The organism is Stenotrophomonas maltophilia group sp. LNF247, assembly GCF_054083135.1.
The window spans coordinates 313,997-329,902 of sequence record NZ_JBSRQL010000001.1 but is presented as its reverse complement, the minus strand read 5'-3'; the positions used below and the strand labels follow the sequence as shown (position 1 = coordinate 329,902).

Sequence of the window (15,906 nt, the reverse complement as noted above, 5' to 3'; positions counted from 1 at the left end):
CCATTGGCCTGCCGGTGCCAGGACCGAGGCCTCGCCAGCGCGTGTGAGGCGCTGCCGTAGGGGCGCTGCCCCTACACCCCGGCTAGAATGCGCGCAGGACGCCTTGGGGGCCGTATGGAACGCGAACGACCGGAGTACCTGCAACCCATCCCACGCTCGCGCTGGGAATTTCCGTGGCTCGGCCTGTGGGCCGTGATCCTATTGGGTATGGCCGGTGCTGGAATCTGGCTGCATCTGCGGACCGGCGACGCTTGGAATGCGCGCTTCCAAGCCGAACCTATGCCAGCTCAGTCAGCCAGCGCCAACCCGGCTCCCCAGCTCGAGCCAGTCACGGACCGAAAAGCAGCGTTGGCGGAGATCCGCGCACGCCGAGAACAGGCAGAACGAGAGGTCAAGCAGCGCCGGGAAGAGATCCGCTGCATAGGAGGTGTTGCGTTCCGGCGCATTCCGGGCGGCTGGGAGAACATCCCGGCCGAAACCTGCCCGTGAGCGTTTAGTTCTTCTGGCGCGCCTGCTGGCGCGCGAACGCCCGATCCATCCATCGGGCAACCCAGATCGGTCGCGTGGTTCCTTGGTCTGATCAAAGTGGCGCTTGCGGCGGTATTCGACCAAGGACATGACGGCTCCCCGTTACTTGCCCAGGTGCTTGCGAACCGCTGCGGAGGTAGGACCCACGGCTTTGACTGCGGCCCGGAGCTCGTCGGCGGACACACCCAATGCCTTGGTCCAATACTGCAGCTCGTAATCCTCGTTGACATTGATGCGGTCGCGGTCCGGGCTGCCAGTGTTCTTCTTGTCGTCGCTCATGAGATTCTCCTAGTCTGATCAGGCGCTCTTTCGAGCCCTCTTGGTGGGAGTCTTCTTGGCCGCTTTTTCTGCTGGGGCCTTTTTTGCGGCGGCCTTCTTGGCAGACTTGCTGTCTTTGGCAGACGGCTTGGAGGCGGTCTTCACCGGGGTTGCCTTCGCCGGGGGGCGCTTGTTGGTTTCCAGGCTCTTCTGGAGCAAGGCCACGAAGTCCACCACGTTGGTCGCCGAATCCTCGCGGCGCTCGGGCTCCTCAAAGGTGGTCGTGGCGCCGGCCTGCTTCACCCGCTTTTTGATGATGTCCGATAGGCGCTCGCGGAACTCGTCCTGGTAGCTGTCCGGTTGCCATTCCGACGTCATGCTCTCAATGAGCTGCTTGGCCATCTCAAGTTCTTTGGGAGCCACCCGGTAGTCGGATGCTTGGCCTTGAGGCAACTTGTATTCGTCCGGCGACACCAACTCCTGCGGATAGCGCAGCAGGATCATCACCAGCGCATCGTCCTCGGGCATCACCGCACAGATGTATTCGCGGGTGCGGATGACTACCCTGGCGATGCCAACCTTACCCGTTTCCTTCAGGGTCTCTCGCAGAAGCACATAACCCTTCTCGGCCTTCTTGCCGGGCACCAGGATGTAGGGCTTTTCGAAAAACCGCAGACCAATGCTCTCGGCGTTGACAAACGCCTCTACGTCGATGGATTCGTGCGTCTCGGGTGCGGCTGCAGCGATGTCTTCCTTTTCTATGACGACGTAGCTTCCCTTGTCATACTCGAAGGCTTTGACGATGTCCTTCCACGGCACCTCTTCGCCGGTCTCAGCATTGACGCGCTCGTATCGGATGGACTTCTTGTTGCGAGCGTCCAACATTCGGAAACTGAGGTCCATGCGTCGCTCGGCACGGCCCCGTCGGCCGGGCGTGAACCCAGCCAACGAGAGTCAATGACTCACTTCTTTGCTTCAACGCCAGGGGTGGCGTCGCGGACCATGAATTCTTCGGTGACCTCGGGCAGATGGGCCGCCAGCCAGTCGGCCATGGCCTCTTCCTGAACCAGAATCTCTTCACAGACTCTCACGGTTTCGGCATCACCGGCGGTCTTGGCAGCAGCGATAAGCGCCGTGTAGGACGCGATTTCGAAGTGCTCGAAGACGTAGCCGGCCATGGCGCCTTTGACGATCTCATCAGAAGCCGTCATGCCGCCGACGGCCTGACCGAAGGCCGCCATCTTGCCCATCACATCCTTCAGGGTCGACGGGGAGCCGCCCAGCCGCTTGATGCAACCTTCCAGCAGTTCGCGCTGGCCGATGGTCTCCTGGATGTGTTCTTCAATGCGTGCCTTCAGCACCGGGTAGTGCTCGATCCGGGACGCCTGGCCCTTGAGCATGGTTTCCGCCTGCTGCTCCATCGCGTGTGCGTCGCGCAGCCAATCCAACAGGTTCTCTTTGAGCTCTGCCATGGTGATCTCCGTCAGGGAATGGACCTCCACCCTAACGAGGCGCCCATGGCAGCAAGGCGACGCCACCGTGAAGGCATGGCGAACGCCCGTGCTTGCTTAGTCAAGCAGCCCCAACAACGAGCGATGCGCCGCCACGCCAGCGAGCGCGCCTTCTCCGATGGCCAGGGCGATGTTGCCTGCGAACCGGGCTGCGTCCCCGCAGGCGAACACTCCTTCCACGGTGGTCTGCTTCGCCGAGTCCGTTGAAATGCAGCCAACAGATTCGGTTTCACACCCCAGTTGGTGTGCGATCGGGGAGCATAGTTTCGTTTCGGGGTGTAAAAAGAGGGCCCGTAGCTTTAGCCGGCGTCCGTCGACCAGGTCCGCCGTGGCTTCTCCAGAAACGCCGACCAACGGTGTTCGCTCCAAGGCCGCATCAATGCCGTTAAGCTGATTCTCCAGAGCGTTCAATGCCTGCTCCGTCCGATCTCCCCGGTGGAAGATCATGATTTTCCCCCATTGCTGCAATGCCTTGGCATGCGCCAACGCATCGTCGTCTGCGGCGACCAGAAGCCCAAGCGACCCTCCGCAGATCTCGTAGCCGTGGCAGTAAGGGCAATGGAGGACGCTCTTTCCCCAGCGCTCTTCCAAGCCGGGGATTTCCGGGAGCTGGTCCACGACCCCGTGGGCCAGCACCAATCGATGTGCGGACACTGTTCTCCCAGAGGCACAGGTGACCTTGAATCCGGTCCGGGCAGAGCCCTGCGCACCCACCGCCTCGGCGGCGATCCAGCGCACGCGGCTGTAGGCTTGAAGTTGCCGCCGAGCGGTTGTCAAAAGATCGGCCGGGGCGCATCCATCCCAACCGAGGCAGCCATGGGCTCGGCTGGCGGCGCGGTTCCTTGGCAGCCCATGATCAATGATCACCACTGATCGACAGGCCCGAGCAAGCTGAAGCGCGGCGGACATCCCAGCGAAACTTCCACCGATCACGACGGCGTCTACAGGATTGGGAGCAACGGCGTCGTTTGTCATGGGCATCCATCTGAGGGAAAGAGTCGTTCCAGGTGCCCCTATCTGACGCCTACACCGTCGGCCGCCCGTGTAGAACGAGTGGCGACGGAGCGAAAAGGGATTTCACGGCGTCGGACGCGCAGCTCACCTTCGCTCCCTCTCCCACTGGGTTCGCAGAAAACTGGTGAGCGCAGAGTAGAGCCGGCGTGAGAACGGGACCCCAACTTGGAGACCAGACGCAATGCGATGGCTCTTAGTGTGGGATGCAGGAGGGCAACCCCACATGAGTACCCGTCTCGAAATTGATTTGATGATCGCTCAGCTTGAGGAGAAGCTACCGGAATGGGCAGCGCTCTACTCCGAGGAGCAGTTTCTCCGGATGCTCGCTGAAGCATTGAGCTACATCGCGGTCAGCGCAGACCCCGACGCTCGGACGCACTGCGTGATGCGCACGGGGTGCTTGGACCCAAGCAGTAGCGAAGCATACTGGGGACGGCAATACGGTCGACACGAGTCCTGACCCCACATTCGGCACATTCGCTTGTCCTTGATCCGGCGTGGCTCGTCCTGAATGCTCTCCAGCGCTACGCCAACTTGATACCCCAGCGTCATCAATCTTTGTTCCATGACCTGCATCGCTCGCGTCCCGCCCACCATCACCCCATCCTTGCTGAACAAGCCACATCGTCTGCATTAGCGAGTCTCGACGGCTCAACGCAGCGGATGTGAAGGTTTCGTAACGCCCAAACGGTGGGCCCTTCCTACACTGCCCCACCTGTCGCCTCCGGTGGCTAGCCACGAGGATGACCCATGATCAGCCAGCAACGCTCTACAGATGCTCTTAGCGATGAGTCCAGGCAGTTCAGCCTTCTGGTGAACTCGGTCACGGACTACGCGATTTATATGCTGGACACCGCCGGCTTCATCCGGACGTGGAACACCGGAGGGCAGCGGATCAAGGGCTATACCGCAGCTGATGTTGTAGGGTCCCACTTCTCTAGGTTCTATCTTCCAGAGGAGGCGGAAGCGGGGTTTCCACAACGCAATTTGCGCGTTGCCGCTGAAGAAGGACGATACGTCTGCGAAGGCTGGCGCTTGCGCCAAGATGGAACGCCGTTCCGCGCGAGCGTGGTCATTGACCCTATTTGGGTCGACGGTGATCTCGTCGGATTCGCCAAGATCACGCGTGACATTACCGAACTCCATCAGGCTCAAGAGCAACTGCTTGATGCGCAGCGCGAACTGTTTCAAGCGCAAAAGATGGAAGCGATTGGCAAGTTCACGCTGGGGTTGGCGCACGACTTCAACAACCTACTCACGATCATCGCCAACTGTCTGGACATGGTCAGTATCCACGTGGATAACCCTGCAGCCGCGGCGCTCATTGACACCGCCCAGCGTGCGGGCGAACGGGGAACACTATTGACGCGTCAGCTGCTGACCTTTGGCAAGGGGCAGACCCTGGTCCCGGAGAAGGTCCGGCTGGGAAGGCTTCTGCATGAGTTCGAGGGCATGCTTAAACGCGCGGCTGGCGACCACGTTGACGTGGCCATCCAATTGCCCGACGAAGATGTGGAGATTGAGCTTGATAAGGCCCAGCTGGAGGCCGCCATCCTGAACTTGGTATGCAACAGCCGCGATGCCATGCCTCAGGGTGGACAGATCACTGTGTCAGCGGCAATTCGCTCTCTGCAGAGCCCATCCACCCCCATGAATGGCCCGCTAGATTACGCCTGCATCACGGTCTGCGACGATGGCGAGGGCATTCCCAAGGAAGTGCAGGAACGGGTTTTCGAGCCGTTCTTCACCACCAAGTCCATCGGCAAAGGAAGTGGATTGGGGCTAAGCCAAGTATTTGGGTTCACGAGCCAGTCGGGGGGCTACACCGAATTGATCAGCGAAGTCGGGAAAGGAACCCGGGTTAGTCTTTTTTTCCCTATTCGAGTCCATTGAAATGCCGATCCATGTTCTTTTCGTAGAAGATGAAGAAGATCTCCGCGCAGTGGTTGCCGACGCCCTCAGTGCCCAGGGTTTCGATGTCACCACCGCCAGCACGGGAATTGAGGCAATTGCACACCTTCGCGGCGAGGGGAAGTTCACCATCGTTGTGACGGACTACAGCATGCCAGGCTCTGCGACCGGCTTGGACGTGGCGGTTGAAGCGGCTTTGTCCCAACCGCTGGCGAAGGTAGTGATTTCGTCAGGGCTTCAGCGGTCTCAGTTGCCAGTGCTTCCTGAAAACGTCCGTTTTCTTCCCAAGCCCTACCGATTTCGCCAGCTCACCACGGCCATTCATGAGCAAGTGGATTGCCGCCGGGGGACCTAGGATGAGTGCCGCACGCCGTAGCTTCCGTCAAGCGCAGCGCCTCGGGAGACCAACAGGAGCAACCGATCCATCGCTGTCGCGTTCATGGCCTCGCCGTCGCCTCGCCTCTTGAATCCGGCCCAATCGCCGAGCGCGGTTGAAGTCAGCTCGCTTGGCTCTACGGGGAGCCATTTCATCGGCCAGAACGGAAGCCGGCGATCGGAGACCGCGCTTCTCTGCAGCTCCAGGACATGATGGTGGCTAGAGGCTCCAAGGACGCGCGAATATGCAACATCTAGCCCGTCTGACGGCCCTTCCAAGTATTGAAGGAAGCGCTCGCCGTCAAAAAGAAGAATGCCGCTGACGCCGGCGTCTCGATTGAAGCGGGCTGCGTCGTCCACGAGATCGTCCAGCTTGCTCCCCCGCAACCCTAGCTTGTCTCCCATCAGAGCATTCGAAGCTTCGCTGACATACACCACCGCCCTAATGGGCATCGCGCGCTCCCTCTCCATATGGTCGATGCACGTTAGCAAATATGAATGATGTAGCTCTCTCGATTGTTCCAAAGTGAGATGCCGATCCTGACATGTTCAGGAATGTGCGCGCCAGTCGCTACGCCACGTCACGCTCTGAAGCCAGCAAATGCAGCAACGATGGCGTCGTCAACGCTATCGAACCACGGACATGCCCAACACCGGTCAGTTTTATGTGCTTGCGCTGGTCCCTGTCCGGGATGAGCACGGCAACATCGTCCATGTGCGACAAATCTCTATGCGTTGCACAGCCTGCGGCGGGATTACCGACCTCAGCGGGGATGTCCTGGGAAAGATACCCGGCGGCACAGTTCTGACTTGCAATCATTGCGGCGCGCGCCAAGCCGTCAGCAATGCTCGGCTCGATGAATGTCATCACGTGTTGCCGAACGAGCCGGCTCGCCGCAATGACCAGTGAGAGCCGATGATCGGGGCAAACAGCGGCATTGCGGCTGTCAGCGATAACGAGCCCTTATCGCGACTGAACTGGTTTGGCAGGCAGAACGGATTTTTGCGCAATCTCCAGCCTACTCACGTCGTCCACTGGCATAAGAACTGCAGCTTTCTGTACCGGGTCCCAAAGTACATAGCTATCACCCAAACGCCCCACTAGGCCCAGGCCGCCTTGCACCTTCTCATCAATAGTCACATTGACCGTGTACTTGCTGCCGCCAGAAGTAATCGCCTTGGCGCGCTCGAAGCCAAGCCAGTTTGACGAGATCGGGACATAGACAATCATCACGAGCGCATAGACCAGCCACGGCGAGTCCTTCACGGTGGCCGGCAACACTGGGGACAGGCGTACTGCCACTGCACATATGCCCGTCAGCGCCACACCTATCAAAACGGGCCAGGCATTGGTCCACCAAAGCAAGGCACCCATTCCAACAAGACAAAGAGCCAGGGTCAGCCACATCAGCAGATTGGCTTGGGACGGCGTCGCTGTCACCTTCCCCTCAACCCACCCTCCAAACAGCAGCGCAATCAGAATAAGGAACAACACCATGCCGATCCCCTCAAGCCCTGCCAGTGCAAGCTCACTCACCGCAACAAACTGAAAAGGATCCAGGCCGAAGTGACCCCAGTAAGCCTTCAGATAGAAAGCCCCTTGCACCAAGCCAAACGTAACCAGCGCCGAACCCCACCCAGCAACATCGGCCATGGTTAGCGTCTTCTGCGTACGTTCCATGTATCCCCTTCCGTCAATGCAGCCCCGCCACATAGTGGCATGCAGCGCTCGACCCTGCAGAACTCATCCTATTAACGTGACGCGTCACGCTCGATCGCTGCCACTCCATTGGCGCCCTACCCCTCCCCGACTATAGTTCCACCCCTCACAAGGACGAGGCGGCACACATGCCCTATATCGGAATCGGACTCCACGTACTGGCGGCCATCTACTTCGCGGTGCACGCCATCCGCTCGGGGCAGAGCCTCTACTGGCTCATCCTGCTCTTCTCGTTCCCGCTGCTCGGCAGCGTCGTCTACTTCCTGGCGATCTATTTTCCGGAAGTCCGCCACTCGCGCGGCGCCCGACAGGTCGTCCGTTCCGCCAAGCAGCTCATGGACCCGGGCCAGGACCTTCGCAACGCCCGTACCGAACTGGCGCGCACGCCGACCGTGCAGAATCGGGTTCGCCTGGGCATGACGCTGCTGGATGCCGGCCAGGCCGAGGAAGCCAGAACCCTGCTTGAGCAGGCAGCCAGCTCGCCGCTGGGCGACGATCCCTACATCTTGACCGGCCTTGCCCGTGCCCGCCTCGAGTCCGGGCACGCTGCGCTTGCGGTGGAGACGCTGGACGGCCTGTTCGCCCGCCACCCGGATGTGCGCCGCAAGCCGGAACAGACCCTGCTGTACGCGCGGGCACTGGCAGCTACCCAGGCGCCCGGCACTCGCGCCGCGTTCGAGCGCGCCGTGGAATGCGGAAACGACGCGGCCGCCCGCTGCCTCTACGCCGAATGGCTGATGGCGCAGCCGCAACCCGACGATCGCGAGCAAGCCCGCAGCCTGTTCGCCAGCATCATCGACGATGCCCAGCACTGGTCGCGCCACGCGCGCAGCCACAATGCCACCTGGTTGGAACGGACCAAGGCGGCGTTGAAGGGCTACTGACGACCTGGAAGCAGGTGACAGGCTCGAATATCGGGACTTCCAGGAAGCTATGGCAGGGGCCTAGCGCGAGCCCAGCTTGGGGAAGAGCAGCTTGGGGGTTCCGATAAACAGCAGCCATGCACCCAGGGCCGCTCCGTAGGCGAGCACCGTTCCCACAAGGAATGTGCCGAAGAGGCTGCCGGTGAACAGCTGATACAGCCCTTTGCCGCGACCTGCAGCGCTGCCTCCAACAGTCAGCACGATGACCGGCAGCATGATCATTCCGCTGCAGAGGATCAGGGAGAACGCGCCCAGCAACCAGCGCTTGAGTGGCGGGTTCCATGGCATGGGGTAGCCTGCGAGCAGTCGCCTCATCCAAAGAAACAGTACTGGAAAGGCGATCAGGTACATCAATGCCACATACAACCAGGTTCGAGCATCAGCGCTGCCCGCCTCGAAGATGGCTCGCGGGTATACCCCTGTGCGATAGAGCGTTTCTGCGCTTGCCGCCAGCGTCGCGCTAATGATCATCGCAGGCTTGAACAGGCGCGACACCTTGCCCCATTGCGCGTTGCGTAGTTGCTGCCCGTCAGTCATGCCAGACATGAAAACCTTCTTGGGCGGATGCGTCCATGAGGTACCAAGGGGCATTGTGCAGATGATTCGCCCCGCCACATGATGACATGCAGCGCCTTGCTTCGCAGATTTCACCTATTAACGTGACGCGTCACACGCAGTCGGCAGCGCATTGCTGGACAGGCATGTCGCATCTGCCTTGCTCACAGCCCCGCCGGGCGGATGCCGACAGCGCGCAGAGCTGCACCACCGACATGGTCGATAGCGTTGCAGCGCAACGCTCCAGCTTCATTGCGCCATATGCAACGATTCTGAAAATGTTGAAAGTGGTGTCGGCATCGGCCTTACTGCATTGGCATCACGCATAGGTCCGCGTATTCCTTGCTGTGCCACCGTGCATCGGTGGTCGGGATTCGAAACCCCGGTTCTACGCTGAAGTAAACGCTTGCCAGCCGGCATCACCCATCAGGTGGTGCCGGCTGGCAATCCGTCGGCCGGCTATGGCGGGCGGTGCGCGGAGGCTTTGTGCCTGCCGGTTTTAGCGTAGACCGGGTTTCGAACCTCGCACCGTCCGCCACCTTTATCGGTGGCGGCTTCTGCATGCACGCAAGGAGCCCAGCCATGACCCAGCCCCACTCCCCTGCCCCGCACCCGATCAATGACGCGCCCGCAAATGGCTCTGCGCTTGATCAGAACACCCTCATCGCCCTGCTGCACAGCATCGGCTCCGGCGCCGCCTCCGATGGTCAGCCGTGGCCTGAACGCCATCAGATGCCCGGCCGACGCATCGCCTTGGCGGATACCGATTGCTCGCTGGCCGGGCTTCGCGTGGTCCTGGAGATTCTGCTGGCCGCGCAGCGCGCCCGCGAAAATGGCGAGCTGGAGCAGTACGTTGGCCCGCGCGTGATGGAGGGGCTGATCATGGCCGGAATCGGCCTTACCGCACACGCCAGTACCCGACTGCATCCGGAGGGTTGAGTGGCCTGGTGGCGCTGGGCGGCCACCGCGCTCTGTCTTGTGGTGGTGGTTGCGGCACAGACGCAGTGGCTGGCACCGCCCAAGCCCTCGCCTATCGGTTTCCACAGCATCCCCGGCGATCGCTTTCTGCAGTTGCGCCGCCAAGCCATGCAGTTCGTGGAGGCTCGGCCACGACAGGGCTTCCAGTTCGTTGAGCGGCATCGAGATGCCGAGTTCCAGGTTCATTGCCGAGGCATACCCGTGCTGTGGCTGGAGAGGCGCTCGCACCATCTGCTGTTGCAGGTCTCACTAGACGCGAAGCAGCGGGCGCCTGCCGTTGTGCGGTTGCGGGCGCTCCTCGAATGGCAGTTGGAGCCGTTGGATTACCTGGAGCAGGTACTGGCTGACGTGCCGGAACCTGTTCTGTTGGATCGGGTGCTGCAGATGTTCGGGGGCGAGGTACCTGAGGGCGCGCGATGTGGCCCACACTAGTCACCTGCGCGACAGGCATTGGCCCAGCGATCATGCGGGCCACCCCTCGGCATCGATCCAGCCCGCATCGCGCACGCGCGCAAGATCTTCTGGCGTATCGATATCCAGGCCCAGTTCCGGTGCCTGTAGGACATGCACCGTATCGACGGGAAGTTGCCGCAGGCGCGCTCCAAAGCCGCGGTCACCGGTTGCACGCGCAGAGTTGAACCATGCACGCGGCACTACTGCGGGAATGCCAAGCAAATTTCCGTGGCGGGTACCCGCGCACCCTGACGCCGAAGCGCGGGCACCCGAAAGCAGCGCCTGCAGATGGGAGCGCTCGATTGCGGGCTGGTCGCATGCCACGACCATCACCGCAGTCAACGTGGGCAGCAGGTGTGCGCCGGCAACCTGCAGGCTGCTCGCCAGGCCGCGTTCCCAGTGGTTGTTGGTTACCGGAGTGGCGTCCAGCCCGGCAATGCTGGATGTCACGGCCTGTGCGTTCGCGCCCACCACGACCAGCACCTGCGCTGGCGCGAGCTCGCGCGCCAACCGCACCACGCGATGTACCAGGGTCTCGCCCTGCCGGGTCAGAAGCTGCTTGGGCTGGCCAAGTCGGGTGCTCCCGCCGGCAGCCAGCACGACGACCGCATGCGCGTCAGTCACCTGCCGTGCGCGCTTCGCCATTGCTGCAGCTGCGCGGCGATGCTGAGCGAAATCGCCTCTGGCCCTCGGCCGCCGATGTCCAGGCCGACAGGTGATCGAAGTCTCGGGGAAAGGCGGTGGCGCTGATCCGGTGTCAGCAACTTGAACAGGTCCTCGCGCCTTCGCCGCGGACCCAGCAGTCCAATGAACATAACTTTGGTATCAGCCAGGGCCACCAGCGCCTCCCGGTCCAGTTCGAAATCGTGATGCATCACCAGTGCCGCGTCGCACGGGTCGCCATGAAGGGCCTCGGCCGGGCTGGTCTGAAGATGCGCATCCGCGCACTGCCCGGCTGAGGCCCAGCGCGCTCGCCGTTCGGCCACGCTGACCCGCCACCCCAGGCCCCGCAGTAACGGAACCAGCAAGGGCGTTTCCGGACCGCCCCCCAACACCAGGGCCCGCGGAAGCCGGGGCAACGGCAGACGCCACGCACCCTCGCCAAAGGGCTGCGTACCATCCATCGTATGCAGCTGCCACGCCTGCTCGTGATGGCCGGCACGGAAAATGACCTGCCCCGACGTGCGAAGGTCGCGCTGGAGTGACACACCCTCGCGCAACCAAGCCTCGATGACGTCGTCGATGCCGGCCATGGCACGCAATGGCAGGAGCGCAATCCGCAGCCGGCCGCGGCACCCGAGCGCGGACCCACTCAACAGGTCGTCGTCACTGCGGGTGTCGATCTCGATCCAGTCGACCCGCCCTGCCGCGCTCACCTGCTCCGCGCGTCGCGCGAGCTCGGGCTCCAGGCATCCGCCGCTCAGCCAGCCGACCTGGCTGCCGTTGCAGAACAGCACCATGTCGCCGGCACCGGCGTAAGTGGAGCCATCGGTTTCCAGCACCAGCGCGAGCACGGCGTGCTCCCCCGCGCGCACGCGCGTCAAGGCCGTCTCGAGTACGCCGCGCGGGCTGCCTTCGGCGAGGAAGCCCGGCGCTGCCGACAGGTGCTCGGCAAGATCGCAGGGCTCCCCTCCGCCTGCGGCGGAGGCCTCCAGAGTGGGCGAGGCTGCGGGTCGGTCCATGCGCAAGGGTCAGCCCACGTCGGGCAAGCCGGGCAGCAGCTTGTCCAGGGTAATGGGATAGTTGCGCACGCGCACGCCGGTTGCGTTGTAGACCGCATTGGCGATCGCGGCGCCGACCCCGCAGATGCCCAGTTCACCCACACCCTTGGCCTTCATCGGCGAGATCACCGGATCCAGCGTGTCGAGGAAGACCACTTCCTGGTACGGGATGTCGGCGTGCACGGGAACCTCGTAGCCGGCCAGGTCATGGTTGATGAACAAGCCCAGCCGTTTGTCGACCACCAGCTCCTCCATCAGGGTCGCGCCCGCACCCATCACCATCCCGCCGATGACCTGGCTGCGTGCGGACAGCGGATTGAGGATCCGGCCGCCATCGCATACGGCAAGCATGCGGCGGATGCGCGTCTCTCCCGTGTAGGCATGCACGGCAACCTCGCAGAAGTGCCCTGCATAGGTGCCGACGTCGTAGCCTTGCTTGAATTCGCCGAAGGCAATGCCGTCCTCCGCCGACAGTGTCCCCGCCTCCGCCAGCTTGATCGTCCGCCCACCCGCCTGGATGCGGCCATTGGCGAAGTCTGCGGTGTCGCCGTCGAAGCCCAGTTTCTCGCCCACCTTGCGGCGCAGGCTGACGCACGCCGCGTACACGCCTGCGGTGGAGCTTGCCGCGCCCCACTGGCCGCCGGAACCAGCGGAGGCGGGATGACGGGAGTCGCCGAGGGTCACCTGGACCCGCTCCAGCGGCACGCCCATGGTCTCGGCTGCCGTCTGCGCGATGATCGTGTAGGAGCCGGTGCCGATGTCGGTCATGTCGGTCTCGACAATCACCCCGCCCTGGCCGTCAAGCCGGACCCGCGCCGCCGACTTCATTGTCGGTGCGCCGCGATAGCCCGCAGACACGCCCATGCCGACCAGCCAGTCCCCTTCCCTGACCTGCGCCGGCCTGGGGTTGCGCTTGTTCCAGTTGAAGCGCTCCGCGCCTTCGCGCAGGCAGCGCACCAGGTTGCGGTCGGAGAACTTCTTGGACGGATCGCCGGGCACGACCTCGGGCTCGTTGAGGATGCGGAACGCGATCGGGTCGAGGCCCAGCTTCTCGGCCATTTCGTCCATCGCTACTTCCAGCGCCATGTGGCCCGGTGCTTCGCCCGGTGCGCGCATCGCATTGCCTTCGGGCATGTCGAGCGTGGCGATGTAGTTGGCGACCAGGCGGTTGGCGCCTGCATAGAGCTTGGGCGTCTGCAGGGTGCCGTTTTCGCCATCCTCGCCGTTGATGTTGCCCGACCAGTTCTCATGGGCGATGGCGGAGATCCGGCCGTCCTTTCCGCAGCCGATCCGGATGCGTTGAATTGTCGCGTGCCGGTGGGTGGTGTTGTTGGGCATCAACGGGCGTTGCAGCGCGATCTTCACCGGCCGCCCGATCTGCTTGGCCGCCAGCGCGGCCAGCACCGCGTCGGCACGGATGAACAGCTTGCCGCCGAAGCCGCCGCCGATATAGGGCGAGTCCACACGCACCTTGGCAGGATCGATGCCGAGGATCGCCGCCATGCCCTGCCTGGCCCAGTCGATCATCTGGTTCGCCGTCCACAGCGTGAGCGTGTCACCCTCCCAGGCGGCGATGGTGGCGTGCGGCTCCATCATCGAATGACTTTCGTCGGAGGTGTGGTACGTCTCGTCGAGCTTGACCGCGGCGCTCGCGTAGGCGGTGTCGAAATCGCCGAGCGTCTGCCGGTCGGGCTTGCCACCGCGCCCCTTTGCCAGCGGCGCGGACGGTGCCAGAGCCGGGAAATCGAAGCGGCCCTTGCTGCGCTCGTAGCGGGTGCGGATCAGCGCCGCGGCGGCGCGGGCCTGCTCGAAGGTCTCTGCCACCACGCAGGCGATGGCCTGATGGTAGTGGGCCACCTCGGCTCCGCCGAACAACGGTGCATTGTTCCAGTTCGATTTGCCGACCGGCTTGGTTTCCGGTGCGGTGATGACCGCCAGTACGCCGGGCGCGGCACGTGCGCGGGAGGCATCCATCGAAATGATGCGCCCCTTGCCGATGCCCGCACCGACGATGTAGCCGTAGGCCTGGTTCGGCGCCACGTCATGGCGCTCGTAGGCATAGGGGGCGGTGCCGGTGGTCTTGCGTGGGCCGTCGATGCGCGGCGTCGACTTGCCGACGACCTTGGCCTTGTCGAACAGGTTGTCGCCGGCGGGGGCGTTGAATTCAAGGGGCATCAGCGCTCTCCTTCCACCAGCACCGCTGCGAGGGTGCGCTCGGCGAGCGCGATCTTGAACGCGTTCTCCGGCGTCGGACGGGCACCGGCGAACACCTGCCGGGTCGCGGCCTTTACGCCGTCGCGCAGCAGCGGTTCGGCTGCCTCGACGCGCCACGGCTTCGGCGCGACCCCACCGAAGGCGAACCGCGCCGAGCCGTCACGCTGCACGACCGCGGCGACCGACACCAGTGCGAACGCATAGGACGCGCGGTCACGTACCTTGTGGTACACGTGCCGACCGCCCAGGGGTTGTGGCAGCGTGACGTGGGTGATCAGCTCACCGCGCTGCAGCACGTTGTCCTGCTGCGGCTTGTCGCCGGGGGAACGATGGAAATCGGCAATCGGGATGCTGCGCGTACTGCCGTCACCCCTGACGGTCTGGATCGAGGCGTCCAGCACCCGCAGGGCCACCGCCATGTCGCCCGGATAGGTCGCGATGCAGCTGTCCGAGGTGCCGATCACGCCCATCTGCCGGGAGAACCCCTCGAGTGCGCCGCAGCCGGATCCGGGCAGGCGCTTGTTGCAGGGCAGATTGGGATCGTAGAAATACGGGCAGCGCGTGCGCTGCAGCAGGTTGCCGCCGGTGGTGGCTTTGTTGCGCAGCTGCCCGGAAGCACCTGCCACGATCGCGCGGGTCAGCACCGCGTAGTCGCGGCGCACGCGCTCATGCGACGCCAGTGCGGTATTGGTGACCAGCGTGCCGATGCGCAGGCCGCCTTCGTCGGTGGGTTCGATCCTGTCCAGGCCGATGTCCTGCACGTCGACCAGGTGCGCTGGCGTCTCGACCTCAAGCTTCATCAGGTCGAGCAGATTGGTCCCTCCAGCCAGGAATTTCGCGCCCTCGGTACCGGCGACGGCCCTGGCGGCCTCGGCCGGGGATTTGGCGCGTTCGTAACTGAAGGCCCTCATGAGCGCCTCCCTGCAGAGGTCACGCCAGCGACCTCTGCCATCGCCTCGGCAATATTGGAATAGGCGCCGCAGCGGCAGAGGTTGCCGCTCATGCGTTCGCGCATTTCCATGTTGGTGGCCTGGGGCCGTGCGCTGACATCCGCCTGCACATGGCTGGGGACACCCCGCTTGATCTCGTCCAGTACCGCCACCGCCGAACAGATCTGCCCCGGCGTGCAATACCCGCACTGGTAGCCATCATGCTTGATGAAGGCGGCCTGCATCGGATGCAGGTCATCGGGGGTGCCGAGGCCTTCGATGGTGGTGATGGCATCGCCCTGGTGCTGTACCGCCAGGCTGAGGCAGGCATTGATGCGCTCACCATTGACCAGCACGGTACAGGCACCGCATTGACCGTGGTCGCAGCCCTTTTTCGTTCCAGTCAGCTTCAGATGTTCGCGCAGGGCATCGAGCAGCGTGGTCCGGGTGTCGAGCTCAAGCTCCCGCCGCTCGCCGTTGACGGTCAAGGCCACCGTGCTGATGACCGGCGGCCTGGGCGGCGGGGGCGCGGCCAGTTCGGCGGCGAGCGATGATGCCCCCGGTGCGGCGGACATCGCCACGGTCGTGACGCCGCCGGCGATCACCTGGCGACGCGTCAACTTCATTCCTTCATCACAACTTGGCACAGGGACCTCCTGGCGTTCGGGGAAACCCCGTGGCTGGATGGACGCGCTCACACTACCGAAGGGCCACTATGCCCATCTGCGGGGTACAGATCTGTGAAGTCGGCGAAATGTACGACCCTACCGAGGCAGGCAACCAGCCTGAGTGCCAGAAGAACATGTTGTAGCAAGT

The 15,906-nt window shown here is 63.3% G+C and carries 19 protein-coding genes and 1 pseudogene; 7 read left to right on the top strand and 13 right to left on the bottom strand.

The window, feature by feature from the left end; translation table 11 throughout:
• Positions 1-114 precede the first annotated feature (114 nt).
• Positions 115-489, top strand: a complete 375-nt coding sequence (locus ACTXG9_RS01550; protein WP_141653549.1) for a hypothetical protein — start codon at positions 115-117, stop codon at positions 487-489.
• 141 nt (positions 490-630) lie between these two features.
• Here the strand turns inward: ACTXG9_RS01550 and ACTXG9_RS01545 are convergent, their stop codons facing one another.
• The 4 genes and pseudogenes from ACTXG9_RS01545 to ACTXG9_RS01530 all read right to left on the bottom strand — a co-directional run bounded on the left by ACTXG9_RS01545 (position 631) and on the right by ACTXG9_RS01530 (position 3,272).
• Complete coding sequence (locus tag ACTXG9_RS01545) at positions 631-807, bottom strand: DUF3606 domain-containing protein (RefSeq protein ID WP_065426569.1); 177 nt, start codon at positions 805-807, stop codon at positions 631-633.
• Between the two features lie 18 nt (positions 808-825).
• Positions 826-1,698, bottom strand: a pseudogene (gene ku, locus ACTXG9_RS01540) (non-homologous end joining protein Ku); the annotation flags it as partial.
• A gap of 50 nt (positions 1,699-1,748) precedes the next feature.
• Positions 1,749-2,258, bottom strand: coding sequence for a ferritin-like domain-containing protein (locus tag ACTXG9_RS01535; protein ID WP_049417379.1), 510 nt, complete (start codon positions 2,256-2,258; stop codon positions 1,749-1,751).
• 96 nt (positions 2,259-2,354) lie between these two features.
• Positions 2,355-3,272, bottom strand: coding sequence for an NAD(P)/FAD-dependent oxidoreductase (locus tag ACTXG9_RS01530; protein ID WP_072167142.1), 918 nt, complete (start codon positions 3,270-3,272; stop codon positions 2,355-2,357).
• 262 nt (positions 3,273-3,534) lie between these two features.
• Here ACTXG9_RS01530 and ACTXG9_RS01525 point away from each other — a divergent pair, with 262 nt between their 5' ends.
• The 3 genes from ACTXG9_RS01525 (at position 3,535) to ACTXG9_RS01515 (ending at position 5,577) form a co-directional block, all read left to right on the top strand.
• A complete protein-coding gene (locus tag ACTXG9_RS01525; protein WP_049417377.1) occupies positions 3,535-3,771 on the top strand; it encodes a hypothetical protein in 237 nt (78 codons plus the stop codon).
• A 290-nt stretch (positions 3,772-4,061) separates the two neighbouring features.
• Entirely contained in the window at positions 4,062-5,204 is a 1,143-nt protein-coding gene (locus ACTXG9_RS01520; protein ID WP_072167028.1) for a two-component system sensor histidine kinase NtrB, read from the top strand.
• Between the two features lies 1 nt (position 5,205).
• Positions 5,206-5,577: a response regulator gene (locus ACTXG9_RS01515; protein ID WP_072167029.1), complete on the top strand. Its 372-nt coding sequence runs from the start codon at positions 5,206-5,208 to the stop codon at positions 5,575-5,577.
• On the opposite strand, the gene ACTXG9_RS01510 is transcribed toward ACTXG9_RS01515, so the two are convergent.
• From ACTXG9_RS01510 to ACTXG9_RS01500, 3 genes are all read right to left on the bottom strand, one after another.
• The gene (locus tag ACTXG9_RS01510) at positions 5,574-6,050 is read right to left on the bottom strand and encodes a BLUF domain-containing protein (RefSeq protein WP_072167143.1); all 477 of its coding nucleotides are present in this window, start codon (positions 6,048-6,050) and stop codon (positions 5,574-5,576) included. The genes ACTXG9_RS01515 and ACTXG9_RS01510 overlap by 4 nt on opposite strands.
• Before the next feature lie 118 nt (positions 6,051-6,168).
• Positions 6,169-6,465, bottom strand: coding sequence for a hypothetical protein (locus tag ACTXG9_RS01505; protein WP_176698766.1), 297 nt, complete (start codon positions 6,463-6,465; stop codon positions 6,169-6,171).
• Positions 6,466-6,561: 96 nt separating this feature from the next.
• A complete protein-coding gene (locus ACTXG9_RS01500) occupies positions 6,562-7,278 on the bottom strand; it encodes a hypothetical protein (protein ID WP_288040855.1) in 717 nt (238 codons plus the stop codon).
• 167 nt (positions 7,279-7,445) lie between these two features.
• Here ACTXG9_RS01500 and ACTXG9_RS01495 point away from each other — a divergent pair, with 167 nt between their 5' ends.
• A complete protein-coding gene (locus ACTXG9_RS01495) occupies positions 7,446-8,201 on the top strand; it encodes a tetratricopeptide repeat protein (protein ID WP_456115626.1) in 756 nt (251 codons plus the stop codon).
• Between the two features lie 60 nt (positions 8,202-8,261).
• Here the strand turns inward: ACTXG9_RS01495 and ACTXG9_RS01490 are convergent, their stop codons facing one another.
• Positions 8,262-8,786: a transporter gene (locus tag ACTXG9_RS01490; protein ID WP_262221737.1), complete on the bottom strand. Its 525-nt coding sequence runs from the start codon at positions 8,784-8,786 to the stop codon at positions 8,262-8,264.
• A 591-nt stretch (positions 8,787-9,377) separates the two neighbouring features.
• On the opposite strand from ACTXG9_RS01490, the gene ACTXG9_RS01485 reads away from it, so the two are divergent.
• Together ACTXG9_RS01485 and ACTXG9_RS01480 are read left to right on the top strand one after the other, a co-directional pair.
• Positions 9,378-9,734: a hypothetical protein gene (locus tag ACTXG9_RS01485; RefSeq protein ID WP_005416543.1), complete on the top strand. Its 357-nt coding sequence runs from the start codon at positions 9,378-9,380 to the stop codon at positions 9,732-9,734.
• On the top strand, positions 9,735-10,205 hold the full coding sequence (locus tag ACTXG9_RS01480) for a hypothetical protein (protein ID WP_375367882.1): 471 nt from the start codon (positions 9,735-9,737) through the stop codon (positions 10,203-10,205).
• Positions 10,206-10,235: 30 nt separating this feature from the next.
• Here the strand turns inward: ACTXG9_RS01480 and ACTXG9_RS01475 are convergent, their stop codons facing one another.
• Genes ACTXG9_RS01475 through paoA form a run of 5 tightly spaced genes read right to left on the bottom strand, consistent with a single transcriptional unit; the run spans position 10,236 to position 15,716 of the window.
• On the bottom strand, positions 10,236-10,871 hold the full coding sequence (locus ACTXG9_RS01475; RefSeq protein ID WP_456115625.1) for a nucleotidyltransferase family protein: 636 nt from the start codon (positions 10,869-10,871) through the stop codon (positions 10,236-10,238).
• The gene (locus ACTXG9_RS01470) at positions 10,847-11,908 is read right to left on the bottom strand and encodes an XdhC family protein (RefSeq protein WP_456115624.1); all 1,062 of its coding nucleotides are present in this window, start codon (positions 11,906-11,908) and stop codon (positions 10,847-10,849) included. The genes ACTXG9_RS01475 and ACTXG9_RS01470 overlap by 25 nt, the downstream gene beginning before the upstream one ends.
• Before the next feature lie 9 nt (positions 11,909-11,917).
• Positions 11,918-14,122, bottom strand: a complete 2,205-nt coding sequence (gene paoC, locus ACTXG9_RS01465; protein ID WP_456115623.1) for an aldehyde oxidoreductase molybdenum-binding subunit PaoC — start codon at positions 14,120-14,122, stop codon at positions 11,918-11,920.
• Positions 14,122-15,072 carry an FAD binding domain-containing protein gene (locus tag ACTXG9_RS01460; protein ID WP_111128484.1) on the bottom strand — a complete coding sequence of 317 codons (951 nt, stop codon included), beginning with the start codon at positions 15,070-15,072 and terminating at the stop codon, positions 14,122-14,124. Before ACTXG9_RS01460 ends, paoC begins: the two co-directional genes overlap by 1 nt.
• A complete protein-coding gene (paoA, locus tag ACTXG9_RS01455; RefSeq protein ID WP_019336581.1) occupies positions 15,069-15,716 on the bottom strand; it encodes an aldehyde dehydrogenase iron-sulfur subunit PaoA in 648 nt (215 codons plus the stop codon). Before paoA ends, ACTXG9_RS01460 begins: the two co-directional genes overlap by 4 nt.
• Positions 15,717-15,906 lie beyond the last annotated feature (190 nt).